Raw genomic sequence first — 26541 nt, 5'->3', positions numbered from 1 at the left:
CCAGCCGAGCATGGCTCGACTCTACAAAAAAAAGACGCACGGCCCTGCGGCCGTGCGCTTGAAATGGATCGGCCAGGCCCCGATCAGGCCCCACCGACAGCACCATGCTAGGCTCGGCGGCATCATGGGTACAGCTCCAGATGCAGGCCAGAACAATGGATACAGATCCGCGCACCACCCCGGCCCCGCCGCGCTACCAGCGCCTGTCCAATGAACTGGCCGAGGCCATCCACGGCGGTCGCCTGCCAGTCGGCAGCCGCCTGCCCTCACTGCGGCAGATGGCCGCGCAGCGTCAGCTCAGCCTGAACACCGTCATCGCGGCCTACCGGCAGCTGGAAGATGCTGGCCTGGTCGTGCCGCGGCCGAAGGCGGGGTTCGAGGTGGCGCCGCGCCTGTCGGTGCCGCAGCGTTCGCTGCGCGATGCACCGTCGGCGCCCACCGCACCGCTGCAGCAGGCCTTGATGGCGCGCGTGCTCGAGGCACAGCGACGCCCCGGGGTGATCGATCTCGCCTTCGCCGGGCCACGTGGACGGCAGTTCTATCCCGGCGCGCACCTGGCCCGGCACACCGCACAGGTGCTGCGCCACGGCCAGCAGACGGTGGAAACCTATGCGCGCCCGAACGGCTCGCCGCGCCTGCTGGCGCAGATCGTACGGCGTGGCCCGCGGATGGGCCTGCACACCCATGCCGACCGCCTCCTGCTGACCCACGGTGCGATGGAAGCGCTGCAGCTGGCCCTGCGCGCGGTGACCGAACCGGGCGCGGCAGTCGGCATCGAAGCCCCCTCCTATTTCAACCTGTACCCGCTGCTGGCCAACCTCGGCCTGCAGGCCATCGAACTGCCCACCCACCCGCAGCACGGGCTGGACGTGGATGCGCTGGAAGCGCTGCTGGAGCACACGCCGCTGGCCGCGCTGGTGGTGATGCCCACCGTGCACAACCCGCTGGGCTGCACCATGCCGACGGCCGCCAAGCAGCGCCTGGCCGAGCTGGTCAACGCACGCCAGCTGCCGCTTATCGAGGATGCGGTGTACGCCGAGCTGCAGTTCTGCGAGCCACCGGCGCCGCTGCTGAAGGCGTTTGATCGCGATGGCTGGGTGATGGTGGTCGGCGGTTTCTCCAAGACGCTGGCGCCGGATTACCGCATCGGCTGGCTCGATGGGGGCCGTTTCGCCGAGCGCATCGCCCTGCTGAAATTCCAGTCGACCGGCGGTGAACCGCAGCTGCTCGGTGATGCGGTGGCGGCTTACCTGGAAGCCGGCAGTTACGAGCATCACCTGCACCGCATGCGCCGGCTGTACCGCGAACAGGTCGGGCGCCTGCGCCAGCTGGTGGCCGAGCACTTCCCCGCCGGCACCCGTGCCACGGAGCCGCAGGGCGGCTTCCTGCTGTGGCTGGAGCTGCCGGGCGTGGATACCCGCGAACTGTTCGAGCGGGCGCTGGCGGAGGACATCGTGTTCATGCCCGGCCAGGTGTATTCGCGCGGTGCGCGCTACCGGCATTGCCTGCGGCTGTCGTGCTGCCAGGCGCTGGATGCGCGCTTCATCAGCGCGGTGGAACGACTGGGTGCGATCGCGCGGGAACTGGCAGCACGCTCTGCCCTGTAGAGCCGAGCATGGGCTCGGCTGCGTTTCACCCGGATCCGGTGCTGAGCCGAGCATGGGCTCGGCTCTACAGGAAGCAGATCAATCGCACAGGTGCGCTGCGAGTCGCTCACCATCCGCGCCCGGCAGGTACGGCAACCTCCCCCAGCACGGCATCGGCAGGCGCTGCTGCAGCGTGGCGATGTTCTCGTCCTGGCGCTGCATGGTGGGGTCGATGTGGTTGCCGATCCAGCCCAGGCACTCCACGCCGCTGGCCTGCAGCGACTGCGCGGTCAGCCGTGCATGGTTCACGCAGCCCAGGCGCATGCCCACCACCAGCAGCACCGGCAGGCGCAGTGCGCGCACCAGATCCAGCTGGTCCAGCGTGGCCGACACTGGCGCCAGCCAGCCGCCCACGCCCTCCACCACCACCACGTCGGCCTGCGCACGCAGCCGCTCGAACGCGGCCACGATCGGCGCCAGCTGCACCTGCACGCCGTCCTCGGCGGCGGCCAGCTCCGGCGCCAGCGGCTGCCGCAGCGCATAGGGGTTCAGGTCGTCGTAGTCCGGCACCGGCCAGCTGGCCGCCTGCAACGCCAGGGCATCCTCGTTGCGCAGGCCCTGGCCGAGGTCCTGGCTGCCACTGGCAACCGGCTTCATGCCCACCGCGCGCAGCCCGCGCCGGCGCAGCGCCAGCAGCAGCGCGGTGCTGCTGGCGGTCTTGCCGATCCCGGTATCGGTCCCGGTGACGAACACGGCAGGCGGCATCAGGGTGGGCAGGGGCATCAACGGCTCCAGGCATGCAACAGAGCGTGCATTATCGCTGCTCCCGTACGCTTGCTAGACTGCAGGCATGTTCGCCAATGCCTCGCTCACCGGCAGCAAGCCGGAACAATACGCCCAGCTGCTGGAACAGGCCCGCGGCCTGGTCTACGCCGAGTCCGACCGCATCGCCAATGCGGCCAACCTCTCCGCACTGGTCTACCACGCCCTGCCCGACCTGAACTGGGTGGGCTTCTACCTGTACGACGGCAAGGAGCTGGTAGTCGGCCCGTTCCAGGGCCTGCCGGCCTGCGTGCGCATTCCGCTGGACAAGGGCGTGTGCGGTGCCGCCGCCAGCCAGCGCGTCACCCAGCGCGTGGACGATGTCGATGCCTTCCCCGGCCACATCGCCTGCGATTCGGCCTCGCGCTCGGAACTGGTGGTGCCGCTGCTGCGCGGTGGTGAGCTGATCGGCGTTTTCGACATCGACAGCCCGAAGGTGGGCCGCTTCGATGCCGAGGACCAGGCCGGTCTGGAAGCCATCGCCCGCGTGTTCGTCGAGGCCCTGGGATGAGCGCACCGAAGCTGCGCAACATCGGCCCGAAGAGCGCGGCGTGGCTGCGCCAGGTCGGCCTGCGCAGCCGCGAGGACCTGGCCGCGCTCGGCGCGGTCGGGGCCTTCGTCAAGGTCAAGCGCGCCGGCTTCAAGCCGAGCCTGAACCTGCTTTATTCGCTGGAAGGCGCGCTGCTGGACTGCCATTGGCAGGAGCTGGGCGAAGCCCAGCGCGAAGCGCTGGTGCAGGATTACGAGGCACGCATCGTCGCGCACCCGCTGAAGGCGGCCGGCCCGGCATCGGGCCCGGTGCATGAGCAGCGCTTCGACACCGGGGATGACGGCGAAGACAGCTTCGCCGAGAGCGCCGGCGAGGATTAGAGCAGCCGCGCTGCGCGCTCGCCGGGCATGGCCCGGCGCTACCACTGTGCGGCGGTCATGCGGGATCGGTAGCGCCTGGCCATGCCCGGCGTTCGCTCTTACGGCTGCTGCAGTTCCAGCAGCTCGCCGACCAGGCCCACTTCGCCGCGCTCCAGCCACACCCGCAGGCGCGTGCCGTGGTCGATGCGCAGGGCCCAGCACAGCGACAGCGGCAGCCCGCAGACCTGCGACAGCACCATGCGCAGCGGGCCGCCATGGCTGACCACCACGGTCGGCAGCGGATCGTCATCGTCCAGCAGGCGATCCAGCGCGCGTGCGATGCGCCGTTCGAAGTGGCCCCAGCTTTCGCCGTTGGGCGGGGGGAACGCATGCGGATCGGCGTGGAAGGCCGCCAGCGCGTCCTCCGGCAGGTCGAACAGTGACTGCCCGTCCCAATCGCCGAAATCCAGTTCTTCCCACTCCTCGTCCGCTTCCACGTCCAGCCCGCGCGGGGTGGCCAGAGCCATCGCCGTGTGCAGCGAGCGCAGGCGCGGCGAACTGATCACCCGCTGCCAGTCCTGCTCGGCATAGGCGTCAACCAGTTCCTGCGGCAGGCGGGCCAGCTGCGGCGGATCGCTGCGGCCATCGAGGAACTCATCGCGGCCGTTGCCGGCATGGCGGACCAGGTCGAGGATCATGCGTGCGTCCTGTGCAGGCAACGCGGGAACAGTAGAAAACAGCGGGACATCGGCAACGGCACCACGGGATCGAGGGGACATTCTACGGGCACAGCCGAGGCAGTCGAGCAAGCTCGACTCTACCGGGCGCCGGGGATGCCGTAGACTGCGCCCACTTCCAGGTGACCTGCGGCCGTGGCCGGCAGGTTGAAACGGGAAGCCGGTGACGCGTGGCAACACGCCAGGCCGGCGCTGCCCCCGCAACGGTAAGCACGTCTGTTCCAGGCAACATCGCCACTGTGCCTCTGGCATGGGAAGGCGCCTGGACGGTGGCCTCGCGCCACCTGGCGGCAAGCCCGGAGACCGGCCCGGAAGCCTCAGGTCGCGATGCGGTGGGCATGGCGCTGGATGATCGCGGCATCTGCCGCGGCTTCGGCGCGTGCCTGCCTTCGTGGCTCCTCCCCTTCGCCACGCGGGCGTGCGTGGCACCCGGAGTCCTCCCGATGAAGCTGCAGTTCCGAATGCTGTCCCTGGCCGTGCTGGCCGCCCTGCCCGCCCTGCCCGCCCTGGCCCATGCTCAGGCGAGCGATGACACCGCTGCGCTGGACCAGGTGCTGGTGACCGCCACGCGCACCCCCATCGCCCTGCAGGACAGCATCGCACCGGCGCAGGTGATCGACCGCGCACAGATCGAATCCAGCCAGGCCACCTCGCTGCAGGAACTGCTGGCCGGCCGCGCCGGCATCAACCTGACCAACAGCGGTGGCCTCGGCAAGCAGAGCTCGCTGTTCCTGCGCGGCACCAATTCCTCGCACACCGTGGTGCTGGTCGATGGCATGCGCATCAACAGCGCCGACCTTGGCCTGGCGATGTACCAGGACCTGCCGCTGGCGCAGATCGAGCGCGTGGAAATCGTGCGCGGCCCGCAGTCGAGCCTCTACGGCGCCGATGCCATCGGTGGCGTCATCCAGATCTTCACCCGTCGCAACCAGGGCGAATTCGCGCCGCACTTCCAGCTCGGCGGCGGCAGCAATGGCCTGCGCGAAGCCAGCGGCGGCATCGGTGGCAGCGGCGAGCACGGCTGGTTCGGCGCCGACATCGCCTACCAGCACACCGACGGCATCAACGCCTGCCGTGGCTCGGCCACGCTGTTCACCGGCTGCTTCGCCGATGAGCCCGACCGCGACGGCTACCGCAACCTGTCCAAGAGCCTGCGCGGTGGCTACACCTTCAACGACCAGTGGAGCGTGGAAGGCAGCGCGCTGCGTGCTGAAGGCGAGAACCACTACGACGGTTACTACAACTATTCGGAAACGCTGCAACAGGTGATGTCCGGCAAGGTGCGCTACACCCCGTCCGAGCGCTTGGTTTTCACCGCCAGCGTCGGCCGCAGCGACAACGAGTCGGACAACTACGGTGACTTCGGTGTGTTTGGCAGCGCGCAGACGCACCGCGACAATGCATCGCTGCAGGCGGACATCGGCTTGGCCGAGGGCCAGCTGCTGAGCACCGGCGTGGACTGGAGCGAGGACAACCTCGATGGCAGCAGCGCGGGCTATCTGGTCGACAGCCGCCGCAACACCGGCGTGTTCGTGCAGTACCAGGGCCGTTTCGGCCGCCACCAGCTGCAGGTGAGCGCGCGCAACGATGACAACGCGCAGTTCGGCAACCATGCCACCGGCAGCCTCGGCTGGGCGATGGACCTGGGCCACGGCCTGCGCGTGAATGCCAGCTACGGTACCGCGTTCAAGGCACCGACCTTCAGCGACCTCTACGACCCGTGGAGCGGCGTGCCGACGCTGGACCCGGAGAAGTCGAAAAGCGCCAACCTCGGCCTGTCGCAGCATGGCCAGGGCTGGCACTGGGGCGTGGACGTGTACGAGACGCGCATCGATGACCTGATCACCTACGATGCGGCGACCTTCATGATGCAGCAGGTCGAGAAGGCGCGTATCCGCGGTGCCGAGCTGACCGCGGGCGTGGTGGTGGCCGGCTTCGACATCAATGGCCAGCTGAGCTACACCGACCCGCGCAACCGCACGGCCGGCAGCGCGCAGTTCGACAACTGGCTGCCGCGCCGCGCGCAGCAGACCGCGCGTCTGGATGTGGATCGCCGCTTCGGTGATTTCCGCACCGGGCTGACCGTACAGGGCGCGGGCAAGCGTTACGACGACGCCAGCAACGCGGTGAAGGTGGGTGGCTACGGCACCCTGGACCTGCGCGCGGAATATGCCCTGACGCCGTCGTGGTCGCTGCTGGCGCGCGCGGCCAACGTGTTCGACCGCCGCTACGAGACCGTGGCGTGGTTCAACCAGCCGGGCCGCGAATACCAGCTGAGCGTGCGCTACCAGCCGAAATAACGGGCCTCGGCATCGACGCATGGCGTCGATCTACTGTAGAGCCGGGCAGCCGAGCATGGGCTCGGCTCTACATGGGCGCGTCGGTAGCGCCGGGCCATGCCCGGCGAACGGATCACGGCGTCGGAATGCCTGATGCCAGCCCCGGCAGTTCGCGCAGGTCGTCGATCACGGCCACGGCATGTGCCGTTTCCAGGTCCAGGCCGCGCGGGTAGCCGTAGCGCACCAGTGCGATCGGCATGCCCGCGTCTTCGGCGGCGCGGTAGTCGGTGAGCGAATCACCGACCATCAGGCAGGCGTCCACTGCCAGCCCGAAGTGCGCGGCGATATGCCGCAGCGGTTCACCACTCGGCTTGCGCTGCGGCAGCGAATCACCGCCCAGCACCAGCGAAAACGCATCGCCGATGCCCAGGTGCTGCAGCAGCGGCGGCACCAGCGCGGCCGGCTTGTTGGTGCAGATAGCCAGCGGCACGCCACGCGCACGCAGCAAGGCCAGCGCTTCAGGCACGCCGTCGAACAAGCGCGGGCTACGCAGCAGGCACTCGCGGTAATGCACCATGAAGGTCGGCATCACTTCGGCCAGATCGATGTCACGACCGGCGGCATGCACGGCCTGCTCCACCAGCCGCCGCACGCCGTCGCCGATCCAGCCCAGCACGGTGGCTTCAGGCACGCGCGCCAGGCCAATGTCTTCCAGCGTGCGGTTCAGCGCTTCGGCGATATCGGCCGCGCTGTCCACCAGCGTGCCGTCCAGATCAAACACAACCAACGGATAGGGATACGACAAGGGACTTCACCTGTACGACGTGGGCCGTCCATTGTACGCCCCGCCTTTTTCGCCGGCTCCGCCTCAGCCGGTCCCACGCCCCGCGGTTGTGGTCGAGCAGTGCCTGTCCATGGTTCATGTGTCCTCCTTGATCGCTGGGCGCCACTCCAGATCCTGGAAGGCAGGGCTGGCAAAACACTCGGCCAGGAAATCCAGGAACCGCCGCATGACAGCGGGCTGCTGTCGACGCGATGCGTACACGGCATGAATGCCCAGCTCGTCCAGTTCGTAGGCCGGCAGCAGCTGCACCAGTTCGCCCGAACGCAGCAGCGGTGCCACCTGGTAGGTCGGCAGCATGGCGATGCCGGCACCGGCGCGCACCGCTTCCAGCAGCAGCGAGGCTTCATTGGCACTGATGTTGCCGCCCACCGCCACCGACAGCGCACGGCCGTCGCGGTGCAGCTGCCACAGGCTCTTGCCCACGTAATGATGGGTGAGGCAGTTGTGCGCGGGCAGCTGTTCCGGCGCGCTGGGCGTGCCATGTGCCTGCAGGTAAGCCGGCGTTGCGCACAGCACCGAACGGCAGGTGGCCAGCCGCCGCGCGATCAGGCTCGGGTCGATCTGGCGCGCGATGCGCACCGCCAGGTCCACGCGCTCCTCCACCAGGTTGACCATGCGGTCGACCAGCAGCAGCTCGATGCGTGCCGCCGGATGGCGCTGCACGAAGGCGGCCACCGCGCGGGCCAGATGGCTCTGCCCGAACGAGACGCTGGCGGTGATGCGCAGGGTGCCGTGCGGCTCGGGATCGTCGCTGGCCAGTTCGCTCTGCAGTTCCTCGCCGATGGCCAGCATCTGCCGGAAACGCGCCAGCGCGGCCTCACCGGCGCCGGTCAGGCTGATCCGCCGCGTGGTCCGGTGCAGCAGGCGCGCGCCCAGCCAGCCCTCCACCTCGGCCAGGTAGCGGGTGACCATCGCGCGGGACATGTCCAGCACCTCGGCGGCGGCGGTCAGGCTGCCGCGCTCGGCCACTTCGACGAACACGGTCATGGCGGTCAATCGGTCCATCTGCTCGATCCATGCAACAAACAAGCGCGTTATACGCTGTTTTTCGAGCATCTGCAGCGACCTACAGTGGCCTCGTTCCCACCCCATTCCGCCCCAAGGAGTTCCGCCATGAAGATTGCCCTCGTCGGTGCCACCGGCAACATCGGCCGCCAGATCGCCCGCCACGCGCTGGCCAACGGCCACCAGGTCACGGCCGTGGTCCGCAGTGAAAAGGACCTGCCGGCCGAATTGGCCGGTGCCCAGCTGGCCATCGCCGCGCTGGACGACACCGACGCCCTGGCTGCGGTGATTGCCGGCCACGACGTGCTGGCCAGCGCCTACGGCCCGCGCCCGGGTGATGACATCGCCCAGATCGCCACCGTGGCCGATCAGTTGGTCGCCGCCGCGCGCCAGGCCAAGGTGCCGCGCGTGGTGGTGGTCGGTGGTGCCGGCAGCCTGGAAACCGCCCCGGGCGTGCAGCTGGTCGACACCCCGGATTTCCCGGCCGCCTACAAGCCCTACGCACTGGCCGCGCGCGAAGCGCTGAAGCGCCTGCAGGCCGTGGATAACCTGGACTGGACCTTCTTCTCGCCGGCGGCGGAAATCGGCCCGGGCGACGAGCGTGGCCAGTACCGCGTGCAGGCGAAGACCTTCCTGGCCGATGCCAGCGGCCACAGCCGCATCAGTTACGCCGATTACGGTGCGGCGTTCGTGGCCGAGCTGGAAGCGGCCAAGTACCCGAAGCAGATCATCACTGCGGCGTATTGATCGATACGTTCCCCCTGTAGAGCCGAGCCTGCGCTCGGCTCGAGGCAACCACTGCAGCCGAGCATGGGCTCGGCTCTACACGAGGAATCGTTGATGCGTACTGCTGCCCTGCTGCTTCCCCTCGCACTGGCTGCCGGTTTCGCCAGTTCACCGCTGCTGGCCGCACCGGCCACGCCCGCGGCCATCGCGGCGAAGCAGTCACAACTGCACCTGCAGACCTTCCATCCCGGCCCGCAGGCGATGTTCTCGGTGTCCTCGGTGCTGATCGAAGGCCGCCATGAGGTGATCCTGGTCGATGCGCAGTTCGCGGCCAGCGATGCCCGCGCACTGGTCGAAAAGATCCGCGCCAGCGGCAAGCAGCTGACCACGATCTACATCAGCCACGGCGATCCGGATTACTACTTCGGCCTGGCCACGCTGCAGGATGCCTTCCCGCAGGCACGCATCGTCGCCACCGCGCAGACGGTCGCCCACATCGAGCAGACCCAGGCCGGCAAGCAGGCGTACTGGGGCCCGAAGATGGGTGCCGATGTGCCCGCGCGCATCGTCGTGCCGCAGGTGCTGGAGGGCGATGCGCTGCTGCTGGAAGGCCAGCGCCTGCCGCTGATCGGGCTGGATGGACCGACCCCGGACCGCACGGTGCTGTGGGTGCCTTCGCTGCGTGCGATCGTCGGCGGCATTCCGGTGGTGGCCGGTGAGCATGTGTGGATGGCCGATACGCAGACGCCGCAGTCGCATGCCGATTGGCTGCAGACGTTGCAACGGCTGCAGGCGCTGAAGCCCAATGTGGTGGTGCCGGGTCATTACGCGCCGGGTGCGGCGCTGGATGCGAGCGCGCTGCGGTTCACCTCGGACTACATCCGTGCATTCGACGTGGAAACGGGCAAGGCGAAGGACAGTGCGGCGCTGGTGAAGGCGATGCAGGCGCGTTACCCCATGTTGGAGGGTGTGGCGTCGCTGGAGTTGAGTGCGAAGGTGGCCAAGGGCGAGATGCAGTGGCCGTAAGGTAGGTGGTTTCTTTTTACAGGGCTGCGACCTGCACCTGCCGAATCAACTTCAACGGCAACAGCTGGGTATCTGTGGGTTGGCGGGGTGGATCCCGTTGCTACAAGGCAGTAGATCCACGCCATGCGTGGATGCTTTTGTAGAGTCGAGCCATGCTCGACTGCGTCAATTGAACAGTTCGCCCTGCACGACCGGTTCCTTGTCGCGGAATCCGCCGAGGCCGACGCCGACCAGGCGGTAGCGGGTGTCGGCGGGCAGGTCGACGCGGGCGCGCAGGGACAGGGCGATGTCGCGCAGTTCCTGCAGCGATTCCGGTGGGCGGTCGGGGGTGTAGCTGCGGGTGAGAATGCGGAACTGGGCGGTCTTCAGTTTCAGCACCACGGTGTGGCCGATGCGTTCGGTCTTGCGCGTGGCATTCCAGGTTTTCTCGGCCAGCTGCACGATGGCCTCGCCCAGGTCCTCCAGCAGCAGGTCTTCGGCGAAGGTGTCCTCCGAGGAAATCGACTGCACCTGCTGGTCCGGTTCCACCGGGCGTTCGTCGATGCCGCGGGCGCGGTTGTACAGGCTGCGGCCGAAGCTGCCGAAATTTTCTTCCAGGTCCGGCAGCGTCCAGTTGCGCAGGTCGCCACAGGTGATGATGCCGCGCTCGGCCAGCTTGCCTTCCATCACCTTGCCCACGCCCGGCACGCTCTTCACCGGCAGGGTCAGCAGGAACGCATCCACGCGCTGCGGAGGAATGACGAACTGGCCGTCAGGCTTGCGCCAGTCCGAGGCGATCTTGGCCAGGAACTTGTTCGGCGCGATGCCGGCTGAAGCAGTCAGGTTCGTCTCTTCGCGGATCTGCGCGCGGATGGTGCGGGCGATCTCGGTGGCCAGCTCGATGCCGCTCTTCGGCGCGGTCACGTCCAGGTAGGCCTCGTCGAGCGACAGCGGTTCAACCAGATCGGTGTGGCGCAGGAAAATCTCGCGCACCTGGCGTGACACGGCTTTGTAACGCGCGAAATCCGGCGGCACGAAGATCGCATCCGGGCACAGGCGCTCGGCACGCAGGGCCGGCATCGCCGAGCGCACGCCGAACACCCGGGCTTCGTACGAGGCCGCGCACACCACCGAACGCGCGCCGCGCCAGGCCACGACCACCGGCTTGCCGCGCAGTGACGGGTCGTCACGCTGCTCCACCGACGCGTAGAAGGCGTCCATGTCGACGTGGATGATCTTGCGCAGTGCGTTCATGGTTGGCTGACATGATAACCGCACCGTACCGGTCCAGACGGCGAAGTATGGTCGTTGTGCATCAACGGGATGCGTGATTCCCGGGGAAAACACTACGCACGCGTACGGTGTGGCGGTTTGATTCCCGTTGCAACCGTCGTGCATCCTCGGGGACTTGTTGCCTTGTTTTCGCTTCCAGGAATGCGCTTTCCATGACTCGTCTCCACGCGTTCAACCGTGACCAGCTGCTGGCCAGCGCCCGCGGTGAACTGTTCGGCGCCGCCGCCGGCCGTCTGCCCAACGACCCGATGCTGATGTTCGACCGCATCACCGAAATCCGCGAGGACGGCGGACCGCATGGCAAGGGCATGGTTCGTGCCGAACTGGATATCCGCCCGGACCTGTGGTTCTTCGGCTGCCACTTCATCGGCGACCCGGTGATGCCCGGCTGCCTGGGCCTGGATGCCATGTGGCAGCTGACCGGCTTCTACCTGACCTGGCTGGGTGCGCCCGGCAAGGGCCGCGCCCTGGGCTGCGGCGAGGTGAAGTTCACCGGCCAGGTGCTGCCGGAAGCCAAACTTGTGCGCTACGAGATCGACATCACCCGCGTCATCAACCGCAAGCTGGTGATGGCCCAGGCCGATGCCCGCATGTACGTGGACGACCGCGAGATCTACAACGCCCGCGACCTGCGCGTGGGCCTGTTCACTGAAACCGGGAGCTTCTGATGCGTCGCGTCGTCATCACCGGCATGGGCATCACCTCGTGCCTGGGCAATGATCTGGATACCGTTTCCTCGGCGCTGCGCGAAGGCCGCGCCGGCATCACCGCGCTGCCCGACCACGCCGAAGCTGGCCTGCGCAGCCAGGTGGGCGGCCGCGTGGACCTGGACCTGGATGCACAGATCGACCGCAAGCAGAAGCGCTTCATGAGCGATGCGGCGGCCTTCGCCTACATCGCCATGCGCGATGCGATCGCCGATGCCGGCCTGTCGCCGGAACAGGTGAGCGCGCTGCGCACCGGCCTGATCGCCGGTTCCGGCGGTGGTTCCAGCGAATGGCAGGTGGGTGCCGTCGACCTGCTGCGCGCCCGTGGCGTGCGCAAGGTCGGCCCGTACATGGTGCCGCGCACGATGTGCTCCACCGTGTCGGCCTGCCTGGCCACCGCCTACCAGATCAAGGGCGTCAGCTACTCGCTGTCGGCCGCCTGCGCGACCTCGGCGCACTGCATCGGCGCGGCCGCGGACATGATCCGCCACGGCGCACAGGACATCATGTTCGCCGGTGGCGGCGAAGACCTGCACTGGTCGATGAGCGTGATGTTCGATGCGATGGGCGCGCTGTCGACCAGCTTCAACGACACGCCGGCCAGCGCCTCGCGCCCGTATGACAAGGACCGCGACGGCTTCGTCATCGCCGGTGGCGGCGGCATGCTGGTGCTGGAAGACTACGACCACGCCGTTGCCCGCGGCGCGCGCATCCATGCCGAGCTGATCGGCTACGGCGTGACCTCCGACGGCGCCGACATGGTCGCCCCGTCTGGCGAAGGCGCGGTGCGATGCATGAAGATGGCGCTGCAGAACGTCGACCGTCCGCTGGATTACCTCAATACCCACGGCACCTCGACGCCGCTGGGCGACGTGACCGAGCTGGGTGCGATCCGCGAAGTGTTCGGCGATGCCGTGCCGCCGCTGTCGTCGACCAAGGCGCTGTCGGGCCACTCGCTCGGCGCGGCCAGCGTGCACGAGGCGATCTACTGCCTGCTGATGATGCGCGATGGTTTCGTGGCTGGTTCGGCCAACATCACCGAGCTGGACCCGGCGGTGGAAGGCTTCCCGATCCTGCGCGAGAGCCGCGAGCAGAAGTTGGATACGGTGATGTCCAACAGCTTCGGTTTCGGTGGTACGAACGCGGCGCTGGTGTTCGGCCGCGTTTGATTGGAAGGCGTGCCGACCAACGGTCGGCACCCACCGGAGCGGTGATCGCGCGGATGTAGAGCCGAGCCCATGCTCGGCTCAGTGCCAACCAAGGTTGGCATCTACCAGAGCGGTCCAGAGCGGTGAAGCGTGCCGACCAACGATCGGCACCTACCGGGGGATAAGCAGAGGCACCAGCAGGGCGTGGGCATCCACCAGCGAGCCGACGATGCGGTGGCCCAGCGCGCGCAGTTCTTCATCAGGATGCACCAGGTCCGGCACCTGGATCACGGTCATGCCCGCGGCCACGGCGGCGCGCGTGCCGGCCGGTGAATCCTCCAGCGCCAGACAGCGTTCCGGCGCCTTGCCCAGCCGCTGCGCGGCCAGCAGGTAGATATCCGGCGCCGGCTTCGGGTGGGCGACGTCGCCACTGGTGATGACCGCATCGAAGTATGGCAGCAGTCCGGCGGCGGCCAGCTTGCGGTTGGCCCGCGGCTGCCGCGTGGTGGTCGCCACGGCACGCGGAATGGTGTGCGCCTTCAGCAGTTCCAGCAGTTCCAGGATGCCCGGCCGCAACGGCAGGCCGGTCTGCGTACGCGCCTCGTAGAGGTCGTGGCAGCGTGCGGCCATCGCCTCGATCATCGCGTCCGACACGCCCTGCCCGCGCAGCAGCGCCTGGCTGTCACGGTCACCCAGGCCGACCATGCGGACGAAGAACATCGCGTCGAGCGGCAGCCCGAGTTCGGCAGCTGCCTCGCTCCAGCACGCGATCGACACCCGCTCGCTGTCGATCATCAGGCCGTCCATGTCGAAGATGACGGCATCCGGGAGGAACGACAGCGCAGCGAGGGACGTCATGGGGCGAACAGGGTGTCCAGGTCAGTGGGGGTCAGCATCCGCCATTGGCCTTCATCCAGCCCCTGCAGGTCCAGGCCGCCAACGCGGCTGCGGTGCAGGGCCTGCACGTGGTTGCCGACGGCGGCGAACATGCGGCGTACCTGATGGTAGCGGCCTTCGTGCAGTACCAGGCGCGCCTTGCGCGGGCCCAGCACCTCGAGTTCAGCCGGCAGCAGGGGCGTCTTCTCCGCTTCCAGCATCAGCGTGCCGCTGGCGAACTGCGCCACTTCGTCGCCGCGCAGGTCCTCGGCCAGTTCCACTTCGTAGACCTTGGGCAGCTTCGACTTCGGCGAGATGATCCGGTGCAGCAGGCCACCATCGTCGGTCAGCAGCAGCAGGCCACTGGTCTCGCGGTCCAGGCGGCCGACGGTGGACAGCACCGGGTCGCGGTCGCGGAAGCGCGGCGGCAGCAGATCGTAGATCAGGCGGCCGGTGTCCTTGGTCGAACAGGTGTAGCCGGCCGGCTTGTACAGCGCCAGCGACAGGCCCACGGGCGGGTCCAGCGGCTCGCCATCAACGCGGATCGCCTCGTGCGGCACCTGGTCATCGGCGTACAGCACTTCGCCGTCGGCATCGGTGACGCGGCCCTCGCGGAACATCCACTGCACCTGCTTGCGGCTGCCGTAGCCCAGGTTGGCAATCAGCTTGACCAGCTTCACTTGCCCTTCCCCTTCACCGCCTCGACCAGCTTGAAGCCATCACGCTCGGCGATGACACGCACGGCACCGAAGCTCTCGTTGAGCGTGTACTCGTACGGCAGGTGGCGGTTGGCCACCACGTACAGGCGGCCACCCGGGCGCAGCGCCTGCGCGGCCACGGCGATGAAGCGCTGTCCGATGTCCGGGCGGTCGGCGCGCGACGGCGTGTGGAACGGCGGATTGCTGATGATGACGTCGTAGCCCGGCTCGACGCCGGCGGTGACGTCGCGCCACAGGAAGCGCAGCGGCAACGCGCGCGGCGGCGGCGCCAGGTTCAGTTCGGCCAGGGCCAGCGCACGCTGCTCGGCTTCATACAGGTCCAGCGCGGTGATCTTCGGGCAGCGCTCCAGCAGCTCGCGCGACAGGTAGCCGTAGCCGGCACCAAGATCGGCGGCACGGCCGGCCAGGTCGGCGGGCAGGTGCTCGGCCAGCAGCGCCGAGGCCGGGTCGATGCGATCCCAGGCAAACACGCCCGGGCGGCTGAGGAAGCGGCCGCCGACGATCGGACGCACGGCGTCCAGCGCGCTCCAGCGCTTGGCCAGGTCGGCATCGTGCTGGCCCTGCAGCGGCGCGGTCCAGTACACGCGGCAGTGGTTCTTGGTCAGGCAGCCGCCAAGACCGGTCAGCTGCTTGAGGTCGCCTTCGCCGGAGCGGGCGCCCTCGTTGTTGGACTGGCAGGCGACGATGCGGCCACCCTCGGCCACCAGGGCCAGGGCGCGGGCGAACAGCGCGCGGGCTTCCTCACGCTGGCGCGGCGGCAGCACCAGCACCAGCGGGTAGCGGCCCTTGCCGGCGGCATCGTCGATCTGGCCGCTGACGGTCCAGCCGGCGGCCTGCTGCAGCGGCTCTGCAAACGGGGCGAAGCTCTGCTCGCAGTGCACTTCGCGGTTGCCGGCGATCTCGCGCAGCGGCCAGCCATCGCGGGCACGGAAGAAAGCGACCGGGCCGTCGGGCCAGTGCAGGGTGCCGTTGCTGAACGGCAGGAGCAGGGTCTGCAGGGGGGCGTCGTTGCTGGAGGCCATCGGCGCGGGTACTTCAAGCGTAGGGCCGTCCATTGTACCGCCCTCGCCGGGCCGGCCCCGGGACCGCTTTGCGAAAGTTCAACGGGCTGTTGATGCGCCGACAACATCGGAGCGTTCAGGGTAAGGGCTCCCCCAGAAAACCTAGGAGAACCCGCATGCGCGCCTTGTTCGTCGGTGGAGTGGTCGACAACAGTGAGATGGACCTGGAAGGCAGCCATCCGCCCGTGCATTACCCCGAGGATACCGGTGGTGGGCATTCGCGCTACCGCCTGCACCAGGTCGGCCATGGCGCCGATGGCAGCGTGGCCTATGCGGTATATGGGGCACCGGACCTTGCCGACGACGAAGTGGCCCGCGTGGCCGACGAGCGTGCCTATGCGCGCCGGTTCGAGGCAACGCCGACCGTGTTCGAACATTGAGATGCGGGGTGGCGCCGGGCATGGCCCGGCGCTACCGTTTCACGCCTGTGACGGCGCCTTCGGCGGCAACCTGCTGACGCTGGCGATCTCGTCCAGCCAGACGTGGTGCTGCTGCACCGGATTGTCGTAGTCGTCCAGGCGCAGCTGGCCGTTGCTGCCTTCATCACCCGCATCATTGCGGTACTGCTGCAACGTCGGGCGCACGGCGACGGTGCCCAGCAGGCGGCGGCCATCATGCAGGGTCAGCTGCACCTGCCATTCGCCACCCAGTTGCGGCAGCAGGGCTTCAAGACGGGCGATCTGCGCTGGATCGGTGTGGATGCGGGGCGCAATACGGGACATCGGTGAACCTCCTGGGTGCTCAGTGCAAGGCGTCGCTGCTGCGTTGCGGCTGCACGCTGCGCACGGCCGAGACCAGCTGCGCCACCGAGTACGGCTTGGCGACGTGTTCCTGGAAGCCCGAGGCCAGCGCGCGGCGGCGGTCGTCGGCACGTGCCAGCGCGGTCACTGCCACCGCCGGCAGGTCGGTCGCCGCCACGGCCATGTCCTCGCGCAGCGTGCGCACCAGGCCATAGCCGTCCATGCCCGGCATGCCGATGTCGGTCAGCATCACCTGGTACTGCAGGTGGCCGCTGTCGGCCAGCAGGGCCAGCGCTTCACCGGCCGAACCGACCGCCGAGACGCTGGCGCCCTGCTCTTCCAGCATGCGCCGCAGGTACTCCAGCACTTCCGGCTGGTCGTCCACGGCCAGAACATGCAGGCCGCGCAGCGGATGCGGCTCGACCACGGTCGGATCAAGGATCGGGCCGCTGAACACTTCGCGCAGCGGCCGGCGGTCGGCATCAGGCAGGTACTGCGGCAGGCGTACGGTGAACGTCGAGCCATGGCCATGGCCGTCGCTGGCCGCGCTGATCGTGCCGCCATGCAGTTCCACCAGCTGCTGCACGATGGCCAGGCCCAGGCCCAGGCCGCCATGGCGGCGGGTGGTGGTGCCATCGGCCTGGCGGAAGCGGCTGAACAGATGGTGCAGGAACTCCGGCGCGATGCCGTCGCCGGTGTCGCGCAGGGTGATCGTCCAGTAGCCGCCATCGGCACGCACCTGCGCCTCGATGCGGCCTTCGGCCGGGGTGAACTTGATGGCGTTGGACAGCAGGTTCCAGAACACCTGCTGCAGGCGCGTGGCATCGCCCAGCACCAGGCAGGGCTGGTCGGGCAGCTGCAGGCTGACATCCAGCGCCTTGCCCTCGGCCACCGGCTCCTGTGCCCCCAGGGCTTCGCCCAGCTGCGTGCGCAGGTCCAGCACTTCCACTTCCAGCTGCACCTTGCCCAGCAGCATGCTGCTCAGGTCCAGCATGTCCGAGATCAGCCGCTTCTGCGCCGTGGCGCTGCTGGCAATCACGTTCAGGCCCTTGAACAGCGGGCTGGTGTTGTCCACCCGCTGCAGCAGCAGTTCGCTCCAGCCAAGGATGGTGGTCAGCGGCGTGCGCAGCTCGTGCGACAGCGTGGCCAGGAATTCGTCCTTCAGCCGCGCCATGTTTTCCGCGGCACTGCGCGCGGCACGCTCGGACTGCAGCAGCTCCTCGCGCGCCAGTTCGATCTCGCGGCGCTCGGTCACGTCCGGGCTGCTTCCAGCCAGGCCGATGAAGCGGCCCATGCGCGAGAAGCGCGGCCGTGCGTTCATTTCCAGCCAGCGCCACTGGCCGTCGGCCCGCCGCGCGCGTACCAGCGCGTGCATCGAGCGCTGCACCGTCAGCGCTTGCTGCAGCTCATATTCGAACACCGAGGCGTCGTCTGGATGCACCAGGCCACGCCAGACATCTTCCGCCACGCGGGTTTCGTCGCCGCCGAAGAATTCGCTGAAGGCGCTGTTGACGAACCGGGCATGGCCGCGCTCGTCCAGCACCCAGACCGGCATCGGCAGGCCATCGGCCAGCGCGCTGAAACGCGCCTCGCTCTCGCCCAGCTCCACTTCGATCTGCTTGCGCGCGGTCACGTCGAAGAACAGGATGCCGACCTTGTCCTCGCCCGGCTTGCCCACGCGCACCGCGTCCACCGCGAACGAGCGACCCAGCGCGCGCGCATCCATCTCGAACTGCGCCGGTTTCCCGGTGCGTGCTACTTCGCCGTAGATGCGGAACCACTCGCGTTCGTGCTTTGGCTCCAGCGCGCTCATCCGCTTGCCCTGCGCGCCTTTCAGGCCGGTGTGGCGCTCAAAGGCGTCGTTGACCTCGATGAAGCGATAGTCCACGGCCTGCTCACCCTCGAACAGCACCTGGATCACACAGAAGCCGGCATTGATGTGCTCGAGCACGCCGTGATGCAGGTCGGGTTCGGGCGCCGGCGCCTTCAAGGGCGGGCGCTCCACAAGGGGCGGCAGTGTGGACAAGGGCGTGGGGGACGGACCGGGTGGAGGTACAGCATCTTCCAGAGCGCGTATTCACAGCGTCAAGCGACGTCAGTCAGGCTTGACGACCATGAATTCGCGACAACTGCTGTCGCATATGACGCAATCGGCCATTGCTGGCACCCGGCAGCAGGATCACACTCGACCTGTACGCCGACACCGCCCCGATCACGGGACGCAGGAGACCACCATGAACCGCTCGCTTTCCGCCGCCCTGCTGCTGGCAGGCGCTCTGGTCGTGGGCAGCGCCACCGCTGCGCCACGCACTGTCACCGATCCGCAGGCACCGCGGGCGCTGCAGGCCGATGGCCCGGTCAGCGTGAAATGGGACGATCCGGCCACGTTCACCGAGATCCGCCGCAGCACCAACCGCTTCGAGGCACAGCGCGGCGACTGGGTGCAGCAGCTGGCCCGTTACGTGCGAACCGCGGCAGCCAAGCCGCTGCAGCCGGGGCAGACCCTGGACGTGACCCTGGTGGACATCAAGCGCGCCGGCGACTACGAGCCGTGGCACGGCCCGCGTGCCGACAACATCCGGATCATGCGCGACATCTACCCGCCGCGCATCACCCTGCAGTACACGCTGAAGGACGCCAGCGGCCGCATCGTCGACGAAGGCGAGGCCAAGCTGAGCGACAGCGGCTACCTGCACAACATCGGCATGCGCAGCGACAGTGATCCGCTGCGTTTCGAGAAGCGCCTGATCGATGACTGGGTAAAGCGCCAGTTGACTACGCAGGCAACCGCGGCACGTTGATCAAAGGTCGCGGGGCACGGCCCGGCGGTCGTGAAGCGTGCATTCCGGTAGTGCCGGCCGCTGGCCGGCATCATCTCACTCCTGGTAAACCCGCGCCACGCGCTTGACCGCGCACGGCAGCTGGTAGGCGCTGACACCGCAGCGCGGGGCCAGTTCGGCCAGGGTCGGCGCCGTGCCCCACAGTTCCACCACGCTGCCGATGCCGGCCTGCGCATGCGCGGTCAGGTCCACGGTCAGCATGTCCATCGACACGCGGCCGATCAGCCCGCCGGGCTGGCCATTGATCAGCACCGGGGTGCCGTTCGGGGCGAACTGCGGGTAGCCATCGGCATAGCCCAGCGCGACCACGCCCACGCGGGTGCGGGCCTTGGCCACGAAGCGGGCGCCATAGCCCACCGGCTCACCGGCATCGATCCAGCGCTCGGCGATCACTTTCGACTGCATGGTCATCACCGGGCGCAGGCGCGCGGTCAGCGTGGTGTCGTCCGGCAGCGGGTTGGCCCCGTACAGCATCAGGCCCGGCCGCACCCAGTCGCTGCGCACGTCCGGCCAGCCCAGCAGGGCCGGCGAGTTGCACACGCTGGTCTCGCCCTGCAGGCCGTCGATGGCCGCCTTGAAGGTGGCGGCCTGTTCGTGGGTGCGCTCGCTGTCCAGCTCATCGGCGCGCGCCAGGTGGGTCATCATCACGATGCGCTCGACCTGCGGCAGCGCCGACAGGCGCGCGTGCGCGGCGCGGAAGCCGGCCACGTCCAGGCCCAGCCGGTGCATGCCGCTGTCCAGCTTCAGCCACACCGTCAGCGGGCGCGGGCTGTCGAAGGCGGCCAGCGCCTCCAGCTGCCACGCCGAACCCACCGAGAACCACAGGTCATGCTCGGCCACCAGGGGCAGCTCGCTGGCCTCGAAGATGCCTTCCAGCAGCAGGATCGGCGCGTGGATGCCGGCCTGGCGCAGTTCCAGCGCCTCTTCGATGGTGGCCACCGCGAAGCCATCGGCCTCGCCTTCCAGCGCCTGCGCGCAGCGCACCGCGCCGTGGCCATAGGCATCGGCCTTGACCACCGCCAGCGCCTTGCCGCCGCCCAGCTCGCGGGCCAGCCGGTAGTTGCTGCGCAGCGCGCCCAGGTCGATCAGCGCGCGGGCAGGACGCATGCGCGGCTCTCCTGCTGCGGGGCCTGGCCGTACTGGCCGTAGCGGAAGATATCCAGGCCCTCGGTGCTGATCTGCGGCTGGCGCGCGCTCATCAGGTCGGCCAGATAGCGGCCCGAGCCGCAGGCCATGGTCCAGCCCAGGGTGCCGTGGCCGGTGTTGAGGTACAGGTTGCGGAACGGGGTGGCGCCGATGACCGGCGTGCCGTCCGGGGTGGCCGGGCGCAGGCCGGTCCAGAAATCGGCCTTGGCCAGGTCGCCGCCCTTCGGATAAAGGTCGCGCACCACCCGTTCCAGGGTCTCGCGGCGGCGCTGTGACAGCGACAGGTCGAAACCGGCCACTTCGGCCATGCCGCCCACGCGGATGCGGTTGTCGAAGCGGGTCACGGCCACCTTGTAGCTCTCGTCAAGGATGGTCGAGGTCGGTGCCATCGCCGGGTCGGTGATCGGCAGGGTCAGCGAATAGCCCTTCAGCGGGTACACCGGCAGGCGCATGCCCAGCGGCGCCACCATCTGCGGCGAATAGCTGCCCAGCGCGACCACGAAGCGGTCGGCGGTTTCCAGCCGGCCGCCGATGCGCACGCCGGTGATGCGGTCGCCATCGAACTCCAGGCCGCTGACGTCCTGGTCGTAGCGGAACTCGACGCCGGCGTCGGCCGCCATCTGCGCCAAGCGGCGGGTGAACAGCTGGCAGTCGCCGGTCTGGTCACGCGGCAGGCGCAGCGCGCCGACCAGGCCATCGACGTGGGCCAGGGCCGGTTCGGCCTGGATGATGCCGGCGCGGTCCAGCACTTCGTAGGGCACGCCGTACTGGGCCAGGATCTCGATGTCCTGCGCCGAGGCGTCCAGCTGCTGCTGGGTGCGGAACAGCTGGGTGGTGCCCAGGTCGCGGCCTTCGAACGCGATGCCGATCTGCGCGCGCAGCTCGTTCAGGCAGTCGCGGCTGTATTCGGACATGCGCACCATGCGCGCCTTGTTGATGGCGTAGCGCTCGTGGGTGCAGTTGCGCAGCATCTGCCACAGCCAGCGGTACTGGGCCAGGTCCATGCCCGGCTTGATCGCCAGCGGCGCGTGCTTCTCGAACAGCCAGCCGATCGCTTTCTTCGGCACGCCCGGGGCCGCCCACGGCGAGGTGTAGCCGAACGACAGCTGGCCGGCATTGGCGAAGCTGGTCTCCAGCGCCGGGCCGGGTTGGCGGTCGATGACCGTGACTTCAAACCCGGCCTGTCGCAGGTACCAGGCACTGGTGGTGCCGATCACGCCGCTGCCGAGAACTAGGACTCGCATGGGACTTCTCCAACCCGATCATTCCCTGCACTGGAGCGCGCCGGGACCATAATTGGGGAAGTATAGACAGCCGATACCAGTTGATTTGCCTGATTTGAAATCAACCGGCAGGATGTTCTCCTGCAATTCATTCCCCAAGGTTGACGGCGATGGCCACCCGTACCCGCGAACTGGACAAGATCGACCGCAAGATCCTGCGCATCCTGCAGGCCGAGGGCCGTATTTCCTTCACCGAGCTGGGTGAACGGGTCGGCCTGTCGACCACCCCCTGCACCGAGCGCGTGCGCCGGTTGGAGCGCGAAGGGGTCATCACCGGCTACCACGCGCACCTCGACCCGGCGGCACTGAAGGCCAGCCTGCTGGTGTTTGTGGAGATCAGCCTGGCCTACAAATCCGGCGACATCTTCGAGGAATTCCGCCGTGCGGCGTTGAAGCTGCCCAACGTGCTGGAGTGCCACCTGGTCTCGGGCGACTTCGATTACCTGCTGAAGGCACGCATCAGCGAGATGGCCAGCTACCGCAAGCTGCTGGGGAGCACGCTGCTGACCCTGCCGCATGTGCGCGAATCGAAGAGCTACATCGTGATGGAAGAAGTGAAGGAGACCTGGGCGCTGCCGATCGCGGATTGAGTGCCTCGGCCGGGATGGGGTCAGAGCCCGCGTTGCGGGATCCGACCCCTGGCGCCGGTCAGCGCTGCTGCGGGTGCTTCTGCGACCCCTTCTGGGGCTGCTCCTGCTGCTTGCCGCCCTTCTGCTGCTGCTGCGCATCCATCTGCTGCTGTTGCTGCTGCGGGCTGCGGCTCTGGCCCTGCTGCTCCTTGCCGGGATGACGGTTCTGCTGGTTTTTCATGATCGCGATCCAGTGGACGAAGGACATGCAACGGCGGTTGCCGGTGCAGGGCTACGGTGGTCCCGGCGCGGTTAATCGCAGGCGAAAAATCAGTGATCGGCAGGACGTTGTTTTCCTGGGTTCAGGCCCGCCGCAACGGACTTCACGGTTTGACCTGCTGGCCGTCGCCGGCCGGCACGCTGTCGTAGTAGCGGCCGGTGCGCGAATCGAACACGCGGTTGGGGCCGGCCGGCCTCACCCCGGGCACGATGCGGCCGTTGCGGTCATAGACCTTGTCGGCTGCACGCGTGGCCGGTGCCGGCGTCACCTGGGCGGGGCCGGTCGAGCGGATCGGCTGCGCCTGCTGCCGCGGCACCTGCACCGGCAGCTCAGGGTTCGCCGGTTGCGGCGGCGACTGCGGCGCGACCGGCGGCGGGTTCACGCTGTTCGTGCTGCGCGTGGCGGTCGGGCTGGAGGACGTGGGCACCTGGGCCTGGGCAGCCAGCGGCAGCAGGGCGATCAACAAGAGGACAAGACGCGGTGTCATGGCACGCTCCATCGTGTGAGACCTCCACCTTGCGCCGGGGCTTGTGTGCCAGCCATGAATGGCCATCACACTTGCAACGGCCGCCGCGCACCCCCACGTTTGCCGGCATCCCCAGGCCACACCCCACGGAGCCGGCATGAGCGCTTTCGACCTGACGCCCCCCACCGCCACCCAGACCGACGCCCTCGTGGCCGGCCTGAGCGCCGAGGAACGCCGCGTGCTGCTGCAGCACGGCACCGAGGCCCCGTTCTGCGGCGTGTTCCTCGACAACAAGCGCGAGGGCGTCTACTGCTGCCGCCTGTGCGCGCTGCCGCTGTTCCGCTCCAGCACCAAGTTCGATTCGGGCACCGGCTGGCCCAGCTTCTTCGCGCCCTACGACCCGGCGCACGTGACCGAAATCCGCGACACCAGCCACGGCATGGTCCGCACCGAGATCACCTGCGCCCGCTGCGGCAGCCACCTGGGCCACGTGTTCCCGGATGGCCCGCCGCCCACCTTCGAGCGCCACTGCCTGAACTCGGTCTCACTTTCCTTCGTCGGCAACGGCGAGCCGTGGCCCAATCCCCTGCAGTGTGAAGGCGCCGAGGCCGGAACGGCGGGCTGATCACCCCCGCTGACCGACTTCACAGAATTCCCTCTTCAGAAACACCGGTGTCAGGCCGACAAGGAGATATCCCCTCCCCTTGCGTCGCGCCATGCTCATCATCGTTGGATTCCTGGTCGTCATCATCAGCGTCCTCGGCGGCTACCTGGGCGCGCACGGCCGCCTGGGTGCCCTCTGGCAGCCTTACGAACTGGTCATCATCGGCGGCGCGGCCGTCGGTGCGTTCCTGGTCGGCACCCCGGCCAAGACGGTCAAGCAGACGCTGCAGGCAGCGATCGGCGTGTTCAAGGGCCCGCGCTACAAGCAGCAGGACTACATCGACGTCCTCAGCCTGCTCTATGAACTGCTGAACAAGGCCCGCCGCGAAGGCTTCATGTCGCTGGAAGACCACGTCGAGCGCCCGGCCGAGAGCGCCCTGTTCGCCAACTACCCGAAGGTGCAGGCCGACCACCACCTGATCGACTTCATCACCGACTGCCTGCGCCTGATGATCGGCAGCAACATCGAGCCGCACGAACTGGAGCCGCTGCTGGAGCTGGAGCTGGAAAAGCACCACGCCGAAGCAATGGCGCCCTCGCAGGTGATGAACAAGGTGGCCGACGGCCTGCCCGGTTTCGGCATCGTGGCGGCGGTGCTGGGCATCGTCATCACCATGGGCTCGATCGGCGGCGACATCGTCGAAGTGGGTGGCCACGTGGCGGGCGCCCTGGTCGGTACCTTCCTCGGCATCCTGCTGGGCTACGGTTTCATCGGCCCGATGGCCTCGGCGATGGAAGCGCGCGCCGAGCAGGACAGCCGCATCTACGAATCGGTCAAGACCGCCCTGCTGGCCTGCCTGCGCGGCTATAACCCGAAGATCGCCCTGGAATTCGCACGCAAGACCCTGCCGTCGAACGTGCGCCCGGCGTTCTCCGATTTCGAGCAGCACCTGAAGACGGTCAAGTAAGCCATGGCCGAGAACAAGCCCACCGTCATCGTCCGCCGGGTCAGGAAGGGCGGCCATGCCGCCCATCACGGCGGTTCGTGGAAAGTGGCCTACGCCGACTTCGTGACCGCGATGATGGCCTTCTTCCTGGTGCTGTGGCTGATGGCCAGCACCAGCAAGCCGGAGCGCGCGGCGATCTCCGAGTACTTCCGCAATCCCAGCCCGCTGGCCGGGCAGAGCGCAACGCCCGCACCGGGCATGGCCGGCCCGGGGGGCGCCAGCACCTCGATGATCAAGCTGGGCGGCGCCACCGATGTGTCCCGCGGCAACAGCAACGACCCCTTCCAGAACCAGAAGGAAGCCGTGCCGCAGCCGGTGGACCAGCAGCAGCGCGACAAGCAGCAGCTGGAAGCGCTGATGAAGGAGCTGCAGGAAGCGATCAGCAGGAGCCAGGCGCTGGAGCCGTTCAAGGACCAGCTGCTGCTGGACCTGACCCCGGAAGGCCTGCGCATCCAGATCGTGGACAAGCAGAACCGGCCGATGTTCGACCTTGGCAGCGCCACGCTGAAGCCCTATACCCAGCAGATCCTGCACGAGCTGGCCGAGTACCTGAACCACGTGCCGAACCGGATCAGCCTGACCGGCCACACCGATATCACCGCCTATTCGGCCGCGCGCGGCTATGGCAACTGGGAACTGAGCGCCGACCGCGCCAACGCCGCGCGCCGTGCGCTGGTCGATGGCGGCATGGACGACAGCAAGATCACCCGCGTGGTCGGCCTGTCCTCGTCGGTGCTGTTCGACAAGGCCGACCCGCAGAACCCGATCAACCGCCGCATCAGCATCGTGGTGATGACCAAGGCCGCCGAAGAAGCCGCCCTGGCTGGCGCCGGCCCGCAGGTGGGGCTGTCGGCCGCCGTGGCCGACCCGGACGTGCAGGCCGCGCAGGGTGAGGCCGCCACGCCGGCAGTAGCACCCTGAGCCGGGGTCGGATCCCTTTCTCCCGGAAAGGGCTCTGACCCCTGACCGGTCTCCGCCGGGCATGGCCCGGCGAGCGCGCAGCGCGGCACCCAGTACAATGGCGGTCTTTCCTTTTCCAGGTGACCCCACCCCATGTCCCAGAACTCCAAGGCCAAGCGCGACAAGCGCAAGAAGCAGCAGGCCAAGCGTCCGTTCCTGCGCCTGAATGCCCAGCAGCAGGTGCAGAACCACGCCGTGCTGACCAACGAAGACGGCCAGGCCGTGGCCGCCATCGGCCTGCAGGGCCGCGAGTGGCTGCTGGCCATCGGCGGCCAGACCATGGGCAACGCCGACAACCCGGTGCCGATGCTGGCCATGCTCAAGCACCTGTCCAACGTGCAGGAAAAGGAAGGCCGCACGGTCAACCTGGAATATTCCGAGCTGATGCAGAAGCTGCTGGACACCCTGGCTGCCGAAGCCGGCCAGACCGCTGACGAGTATCTGGACAAGCTGGTGGCCGAGTTCGAAACCGAGCAGGCCGAAGAAGGCGAAGACGCCGCTGAAGGCGACGTGGTTGAAGCCGCTGCCGACGCCGAGGCCGATCCGGCCGACGCCGCCGACACCGACGGCAAGCCGCAGGCCTGAACCGGCCGCGACGGTGGCGGTCTACGTCGATGACGCGGTGCATCCCTGGCGCGGACAGCGCTGGGCGCACCTGATGGCCGACACCCTGGCCGAGCTGCACGCGATGGCGGCGCAGCTCGGCATCCCGCCGCGGGCCTTCCAGAACAAGACCAGCGGCGCTCATTACGATGTCAACGCGGACCTGCGCGCGCAGGCGATCGCCCTCGGCGCACGCGCCATTTCCCGGCATACCGACCGCGAACTGGTGAAGGCCGTGATCGCCAACGCACGGACGCAGTACCAGCCGTAGGCTGGTACGGGTAGCGCCGGGCCATGCCCGGCGAGCGCGCAGCGCGGCGAGAAGCCGCCGGGAATGGCCCGGCGCTACCGATCAGAAAGGGGCGCTGCCCACCCGCACACCCACGT

Annotated in this window: 30 protein-coding genes and 1 riboswitch; of the genes, 16 read left to right on the top strand and 14 right to left on the bottom strand. The window is 68.3% G+C overall.

All coding sequences use genetic code 11. The features are described from left to right. Positions 1 to 155: 155 nt before the first annotated feature. Positions 156 to 1607, top strand: coding sequence for a PLP-dependent aminotransferase family protein (locus DCO49_RS09035; RefSeq protein ID WP_116863758.1), 1452 nt, complete (start codon positions 156 to 158; stop codon positions 1605 to 1607). A 78-nt stretch (positions 1608 to 1685) separates the two neighbouring features. Here DCO49_RS09035 and bioD read toward each other — a convergent pair whose 3' ends face one another. Then, positions 1686 to 2354: a dethiobiotin synthase gene (gene bioD / locus DCO49_RS09030; protein ID WP_207776476.1), complete on the bottom strand. Its 669-nt coding sequence runs from the start codon at positions 2352 to 2354 to the stop codon at positions 1686 to 1688. An 82-nt stretch (positions 2355 to 2436) separates the two neighbouring features. Between bioD and DCO49_RS09025 the strand changes: the two genes are divergently transcribed. Both DCO49_RS09025 and DCO49_RS09020 read left to right on the top strand, forming a co-directional pair. Then, on the top strand, positions 2437 to 2919 hold the full coding sequence (locus tag DCO49_RS09025; RefSeq protein WP_116863756.1) for a GAF domain-containing protein: 483 nt from the start codon (positions 2437 to 2439) through the stop codon (positions 2917 to 2919). Continuing rightward, positions 2916 to 3278, top strand: coding sequence for a TfoX/Sxy family protein (locus DCO49_RS09020; RefSeq protein WP_116863755.1), 363 nt, complete (start codon positions 2916 to 2918; stop codon positions 3276 to 3278). Before DCO49_RS09025 ends, DCO49_RS09020 begins: the two co-directional genes overlap by 4 nt. 98 nt (positions 3279 to 3376) lie before the next feature. On the opposite strand, the gene DCO49_RS09015 is transcribed toward DCO49_RS09020, so the two are convergent. Further along, the gene (locus tag DCO49_RS09015; RefSeq protein WP_116863754.1) at positions 3377 to 3955 is read right to left on the bottom strand and encodes a histidine phosphatase family protein; all 579 of its coding nucleotides are present in this window, start codon (positions 3953 to 3955) and stop codon (positions 3377 to 3379) included. 142 nt (positions 3956 to 4097) lie between these two features. Beyond that, positions 4098 to 4321: riboswitch (cobalamin riboswitch) on the top strand. A gap of 116 nt (positions 4322 to 4437) precedes the next feature. On the opposite strand from DCO49_RS09015, the gene btuB reads away from it, so the two are divergent. Next, positions 4438 to 6294 carry a TonB-dependent vitamin B12 receptor gene (gene btuB / locus DCO49_RS09010; protein WP_116863753.1) on the top strand — a complete coding sequence of 619 codons (1857 nt, stop codon included), beginning with the start codon at positions 4438 to 4440 and terminating at the stop codon, positions 6292 to 6294. Positions 6295 to 6406: 112 nt separating this feature from the next. Here the strand turns inward: btuB and gph are convergent, their stop codons facing one another. Both gph and DCO49_RS09000 read right to left on the bottom strand, forming a co-directional pair. After that, positions 6407 to 7078 (bottom strand): phosphoglycolate phosphatase, encoded by a 672-nt coding sequence (gene gph, locus DCO49_RS09005; RefSeq protein ID WP_116863752.1) that lies wholly within the window; start codon positions 7076 to 7078, stop codon positions 6407 to 6409. 114 nt (positions 7079 to 7192) lie between these two features. Beyond that, a complete protein-coding gene (locus tag DCO49_RS09000) occupies positions 7193 to 8122 on the bottom strand; it encodes a LysR family transcriptional regulator (RefSeq protein WP_116863751.1) in 930 nt (309 codons plus the stop codon). Between the two features lie 108 nt (positions 8123 to 8230). Between DCO49_RS09000 and DCO49_RS08995 the strand changes: the two genes are divergently transcribed. Next, positions 8231 to 8869, top strand: coding sequence for an NAD(P)H-binding protein (locus tag DCO49_RS08995; protein WP_116863750.1), 639 nt, complete (start codon positions 8231 to 8233; stop codon positions 8867 to 8869). 93 nt (positions 8870 to 8962) lie between these two features. Then, positions 8963 to 9874 (top strand): MBL fold metallo-hydrolase, encoded by a 912-nt coding sequence (locus DCO49_RS08990; protein ID WP_116863749.1) that lies wholly within the window; start codon positions 8963 to 8965, stop codon positions 9872 to 9874. 165 nt (positions 9875 to 10039) lie between these two features. On the opposite strand, the gene dinB is transcribed toward DCO49_RS08990, so the two are convergent. Continuing rightward, the gene (gene dinB / locus DCO49_RS08985) at positions 10040 to 11107 is read right to left on the bottom strand and encodes a DNA polymerase IV (protein ID WP_116863748.1); all 1068 of its coding nucleotides are present in this window, start codon (positions 11105 to 11107) and stop codon (positions 10040 to 10042) included. Between the two features lie 191 nt (positions 11108 to 11298). On the opposite strand from dinB, the gene fabA reads away from it, so the two are divergent. Together fabA and fabB are read left to right on the top strand one after the other, a co-directional pair. Next, entirely contained in the window at positions 11299 to 11814 is a 516-nt protein-coding gene (gene fabA, locus DCO49_RS08980) for a 3-hydroxyacyl-[acyl-carrier-protein] dehydratase FabA (protein WP_079220498.1), read from the top strand. Further along, a complete protein-coding gene (fabB, locus tag DCO49_RS08975) occupies positions 11814 to 13022 on the top strand; it encodes a beta-ketoacyl-ACP synthase I (protein ID WP_116863747.1) in 1209 nt (402 codons plus the stop codon). Before fabA ends, fabB begins: the two co-directional genes overlap by 1 nt. Before the next feature lie 150 nt (positions 13023 to 13172). Here the strand turns inward: fabB and DCO49_RS08970 are convergent, their stop codons facing one another. Genes DCO49_RS08970 through DCO49_RS08960 form a run of 3 tightly spaced genes read right to left on the bottom strand, consistent with a single transcriptional unit; the run spans position 13173 to position 15618 of the window. After that, positions 13173 to 13859, bottom strand: coding sequence for an HAD family phosphatase (locus DCO49_RS08970; RefSeq protein ID WP_116863746.1), 687 nt, complete (start codon positions 13857 to 13859; stop codon positions 13173 to 13175). After that, on the bottom strand, positions 13856 to 14557 hold the full coding sequence (locus DCO49_RS08965) for a pseudouridine synthase (protein ID WP_116863745.1): 702 nt from the start codon (positions 14555 to 14557) through the stop codon (positions 13856 to 13858). Before DCO49_RS08965 ends, DCO49_RS08970 begins: the two co-directional genes overlap by 4 nt. Continuing rightward, positions 14554 to 15618, bottom strand: a complete 1065-nt coding sequence (locus DCO49_RS08960; RefSeq protein ID WP_116863744.1) for a class I SAM-dependent methyltransferase — start codon at positions 15616 to 15618, stop codon at positions 14554 to 14556. The genes DCO49_RS08965 and DCO49_RS08960 overlap by 4 nt, the downstream gene beginning before the upstream one ends. Before the next feature lie 155 nt (positions 15619 to 15773). Between DCO49_RS08960 and DCO49_RS08955 the strand changes: the two genes are divergently transcribed. After that, positions 15774 to 16037: a hypothetical protein gene (locus tag DCO49_RS08955; protein ID WP_108767606.1), complete on the top strand. Its 264-nt coding sequence runs from the start codon at positions 15774 to 15776 to the stop codon at positions 16035 to 16037. Between the two features lie 39 nt (positions 16038 to 16076). On the opposite strand, the gene DCO49_RS08950 is transcribed toward DCO49_RS08955, so the two are convergent. Together DCO49_RS08950 and DCO49_RS08945 are read right to left on the bottom strand one after the other, a co-directional pair. Continuing rightward, positions 16077 to 16379 (bottom strand): DUF3247 family protein, encoded by a 303-nt coding sequence (locus DCO49_RS08950; protein WP_116863743.1) that lies wholly within the window; start codon positions 16377 to 16379, stop codon positions 16077 to 16079. Positions 16380 to 16398: 19 nt separating this feature from the next. Beyond that, positions 16399 to 18387, bottom strand: coding sequence for an ATP-binding protein (locus DCO49_RS08945; protein ID WP_116863742.1), 1989 nt, complete (start codon positions 18385 to 18387; stop codon positions 16399 to 16401). A 244-nt stretch (positions 18388 to 18631) separates the two neighbouring features. On the opposite strand from DCO49_RS08945, the gene DCO49_RS08940 reads away from it, so the two are divergent. Then, positions 18632 to 19198, top strand: a complete 567-nt coding sequence (locus DCO49_RS08940; RefSeq protein WP_116863741.1) for a DUF3016 domain-containing protein — start codon at positions 18632 to 18634, stop codon at positions 19196 to 19198. Between the two features lie 75 nt (positions 19199 to 19273). On the opposite strand, the gene alr is transcribed toward DCO49_RS08940, so the two are convergent. Both alr and DCO49_RS08930 read right to left on the bottom strand, forming a co-directional pair. Next, positions 19274 to 20344: an alanine racemase gene (alr, locus tag DCO49_RS08935; RefSeq protein ID WP_116863740.1), complete on the bottom strand. Its 1071-nt coding sequence runs from the start codon at positions 20342 to 20344 to the stop codon at positions 19274 to 19276. Continuing rightward, entirely contained in the window at positions 20323 to 21627 is a 1305-nt protein-coding gene (locus DCO49_RS08930; protein WP_116863739.1) for a D-amino acid dehydrogenase, read from the bottom strand. Before DCO49_RS08930 ends, alr begins: the two co-directional genes overlap by 22 nt. A 149-nt stretch (positions 21628 to 21776) precedes the next feature. Here DCO49_RS08930 and DCO49_RS08925 point away from each other — a divergent pair, with 149 nt between their 5' ends. After that, on the top strand, positions 21777 to 22256 hold the full coding sequence (locus DCO49_RS08925) for a winged helix-turn-helix transcriptional regulator (RefSeq protein WP_116863738.1): 480 nt from the start codon (positions 21777 to 21779) through the stop codon (positions 22254 to 22256). A 58-nt stretch (positions 22257 to 22314) separates the two neighbouring features. Here the strand turns inward: DCO49_RS08925 and DCO49_RS08920 are convergent, their stop codons facing one another. Together DCO49_RS08920 and DCO49_RS08915 are read right to left on the bottom strand one after the other, a co-directional pair. After that, positions 22315 to 22503, bottom strand: coding sequence for a lana protein (locus DCO49_RS08920; RefSeq protein WP_116863737.1), 189 nt, complete (start codon positions 22501 to 22503; stop codon positions 22315 to 22317). 115 nt (positions 22504 to 22618) lie between these two features. Beyond that, positions 22619 to 23002 (bottom strand): classical arabinogalactan protein 4, encoded by a 384-nt coding sequence (locus DCO49_RS08915; protein ID WP_116863736.1) that lies wholly within the window; start codon positions 23000 to 23002, stop codon positions 22619 to 22621. A gap of 136 nt (positions 23003 to 23138) precedes the next feature. On the opposite strand from DCO49_RS08915, the gene msrB reads away from it, so the two are divergent. From msrB to DCO49_RS08890, 5 genes are all read left to right on the top strand, one after another. Further along, complete coding sequence (gene msrB / locus DCO49_RS08910) at positions 23139 to 23606, top strand: peptide-methionine (R)-S-oxide reductase MsrB (protein ID WP_116863735.1); 468 nt, start codon at positions 23139 to 23141, stop codon at positions 23604 to 23606. 91 nt (positions 23607 to 23697) lie between these two features. Next, a complete protein-coding gene (motA, locus tag DCO49_RS08905) occupies positions 23698 to 24552 on the top strand; it encodes a flagellar motor stator protein MotA (protein WP_108767598.1) in 855 nt (284 codons plus the stop codon). A 3-nt stretch (positions 24553 to 24555) separates the two neighbouring features. Further along, complete coding sequence (gene motB, locus DCO49_RS08900; protein WP_116863734.1) at positions 24556 to 25512, top strand: flagellar motor protein MotB; 957 nt, start codon at positions 24556 to 24558, stop codon at positions 25510 to 25512. A gap of 132 nt (positions 25513 to 25644) precedes the next feature. Continuing rightward, positions 25645 to 26136 carry a hypothetical protein gene (locus tag DCO49_RS08895; RefSeq protein ID WP_116863733.1) on the top strand — a complete coding sequence of 164 codons (492 nt, stop codon included), beginning with the start codon at positions 25645 to 25647 and terminating at the stop codon, positions 26134 to 26136. Between the two features lie 13 nt (positions 26137 to 26149). Beyond that, positions 26150 to 26425: a DUF4031 domain-containing protein gene (locus DCO49_RS08890; protein WP_116863732.1), complete on the top strand. Its 276-nt coding sequence runs from the start codon at positions 26150 to 26152 to the stop codon at positions 26423 to 26425. Positions 26426 to 26541: the final 116 nt, after the last annotated feature.

Source organism: Stenotrophomonas sp. SPM, assembly GCF_003105135.1.
In the GTDB taxonomy this organism is placed as follows: Bacteria; Pseudomonadota; Gammaproteobacteria; order Xanthomonadales; family Xanthomonadaceae; genus Stenotrophomonas.
This window is presented reverse-complemented; position numbering and strand designations above follow the sequence as displayed.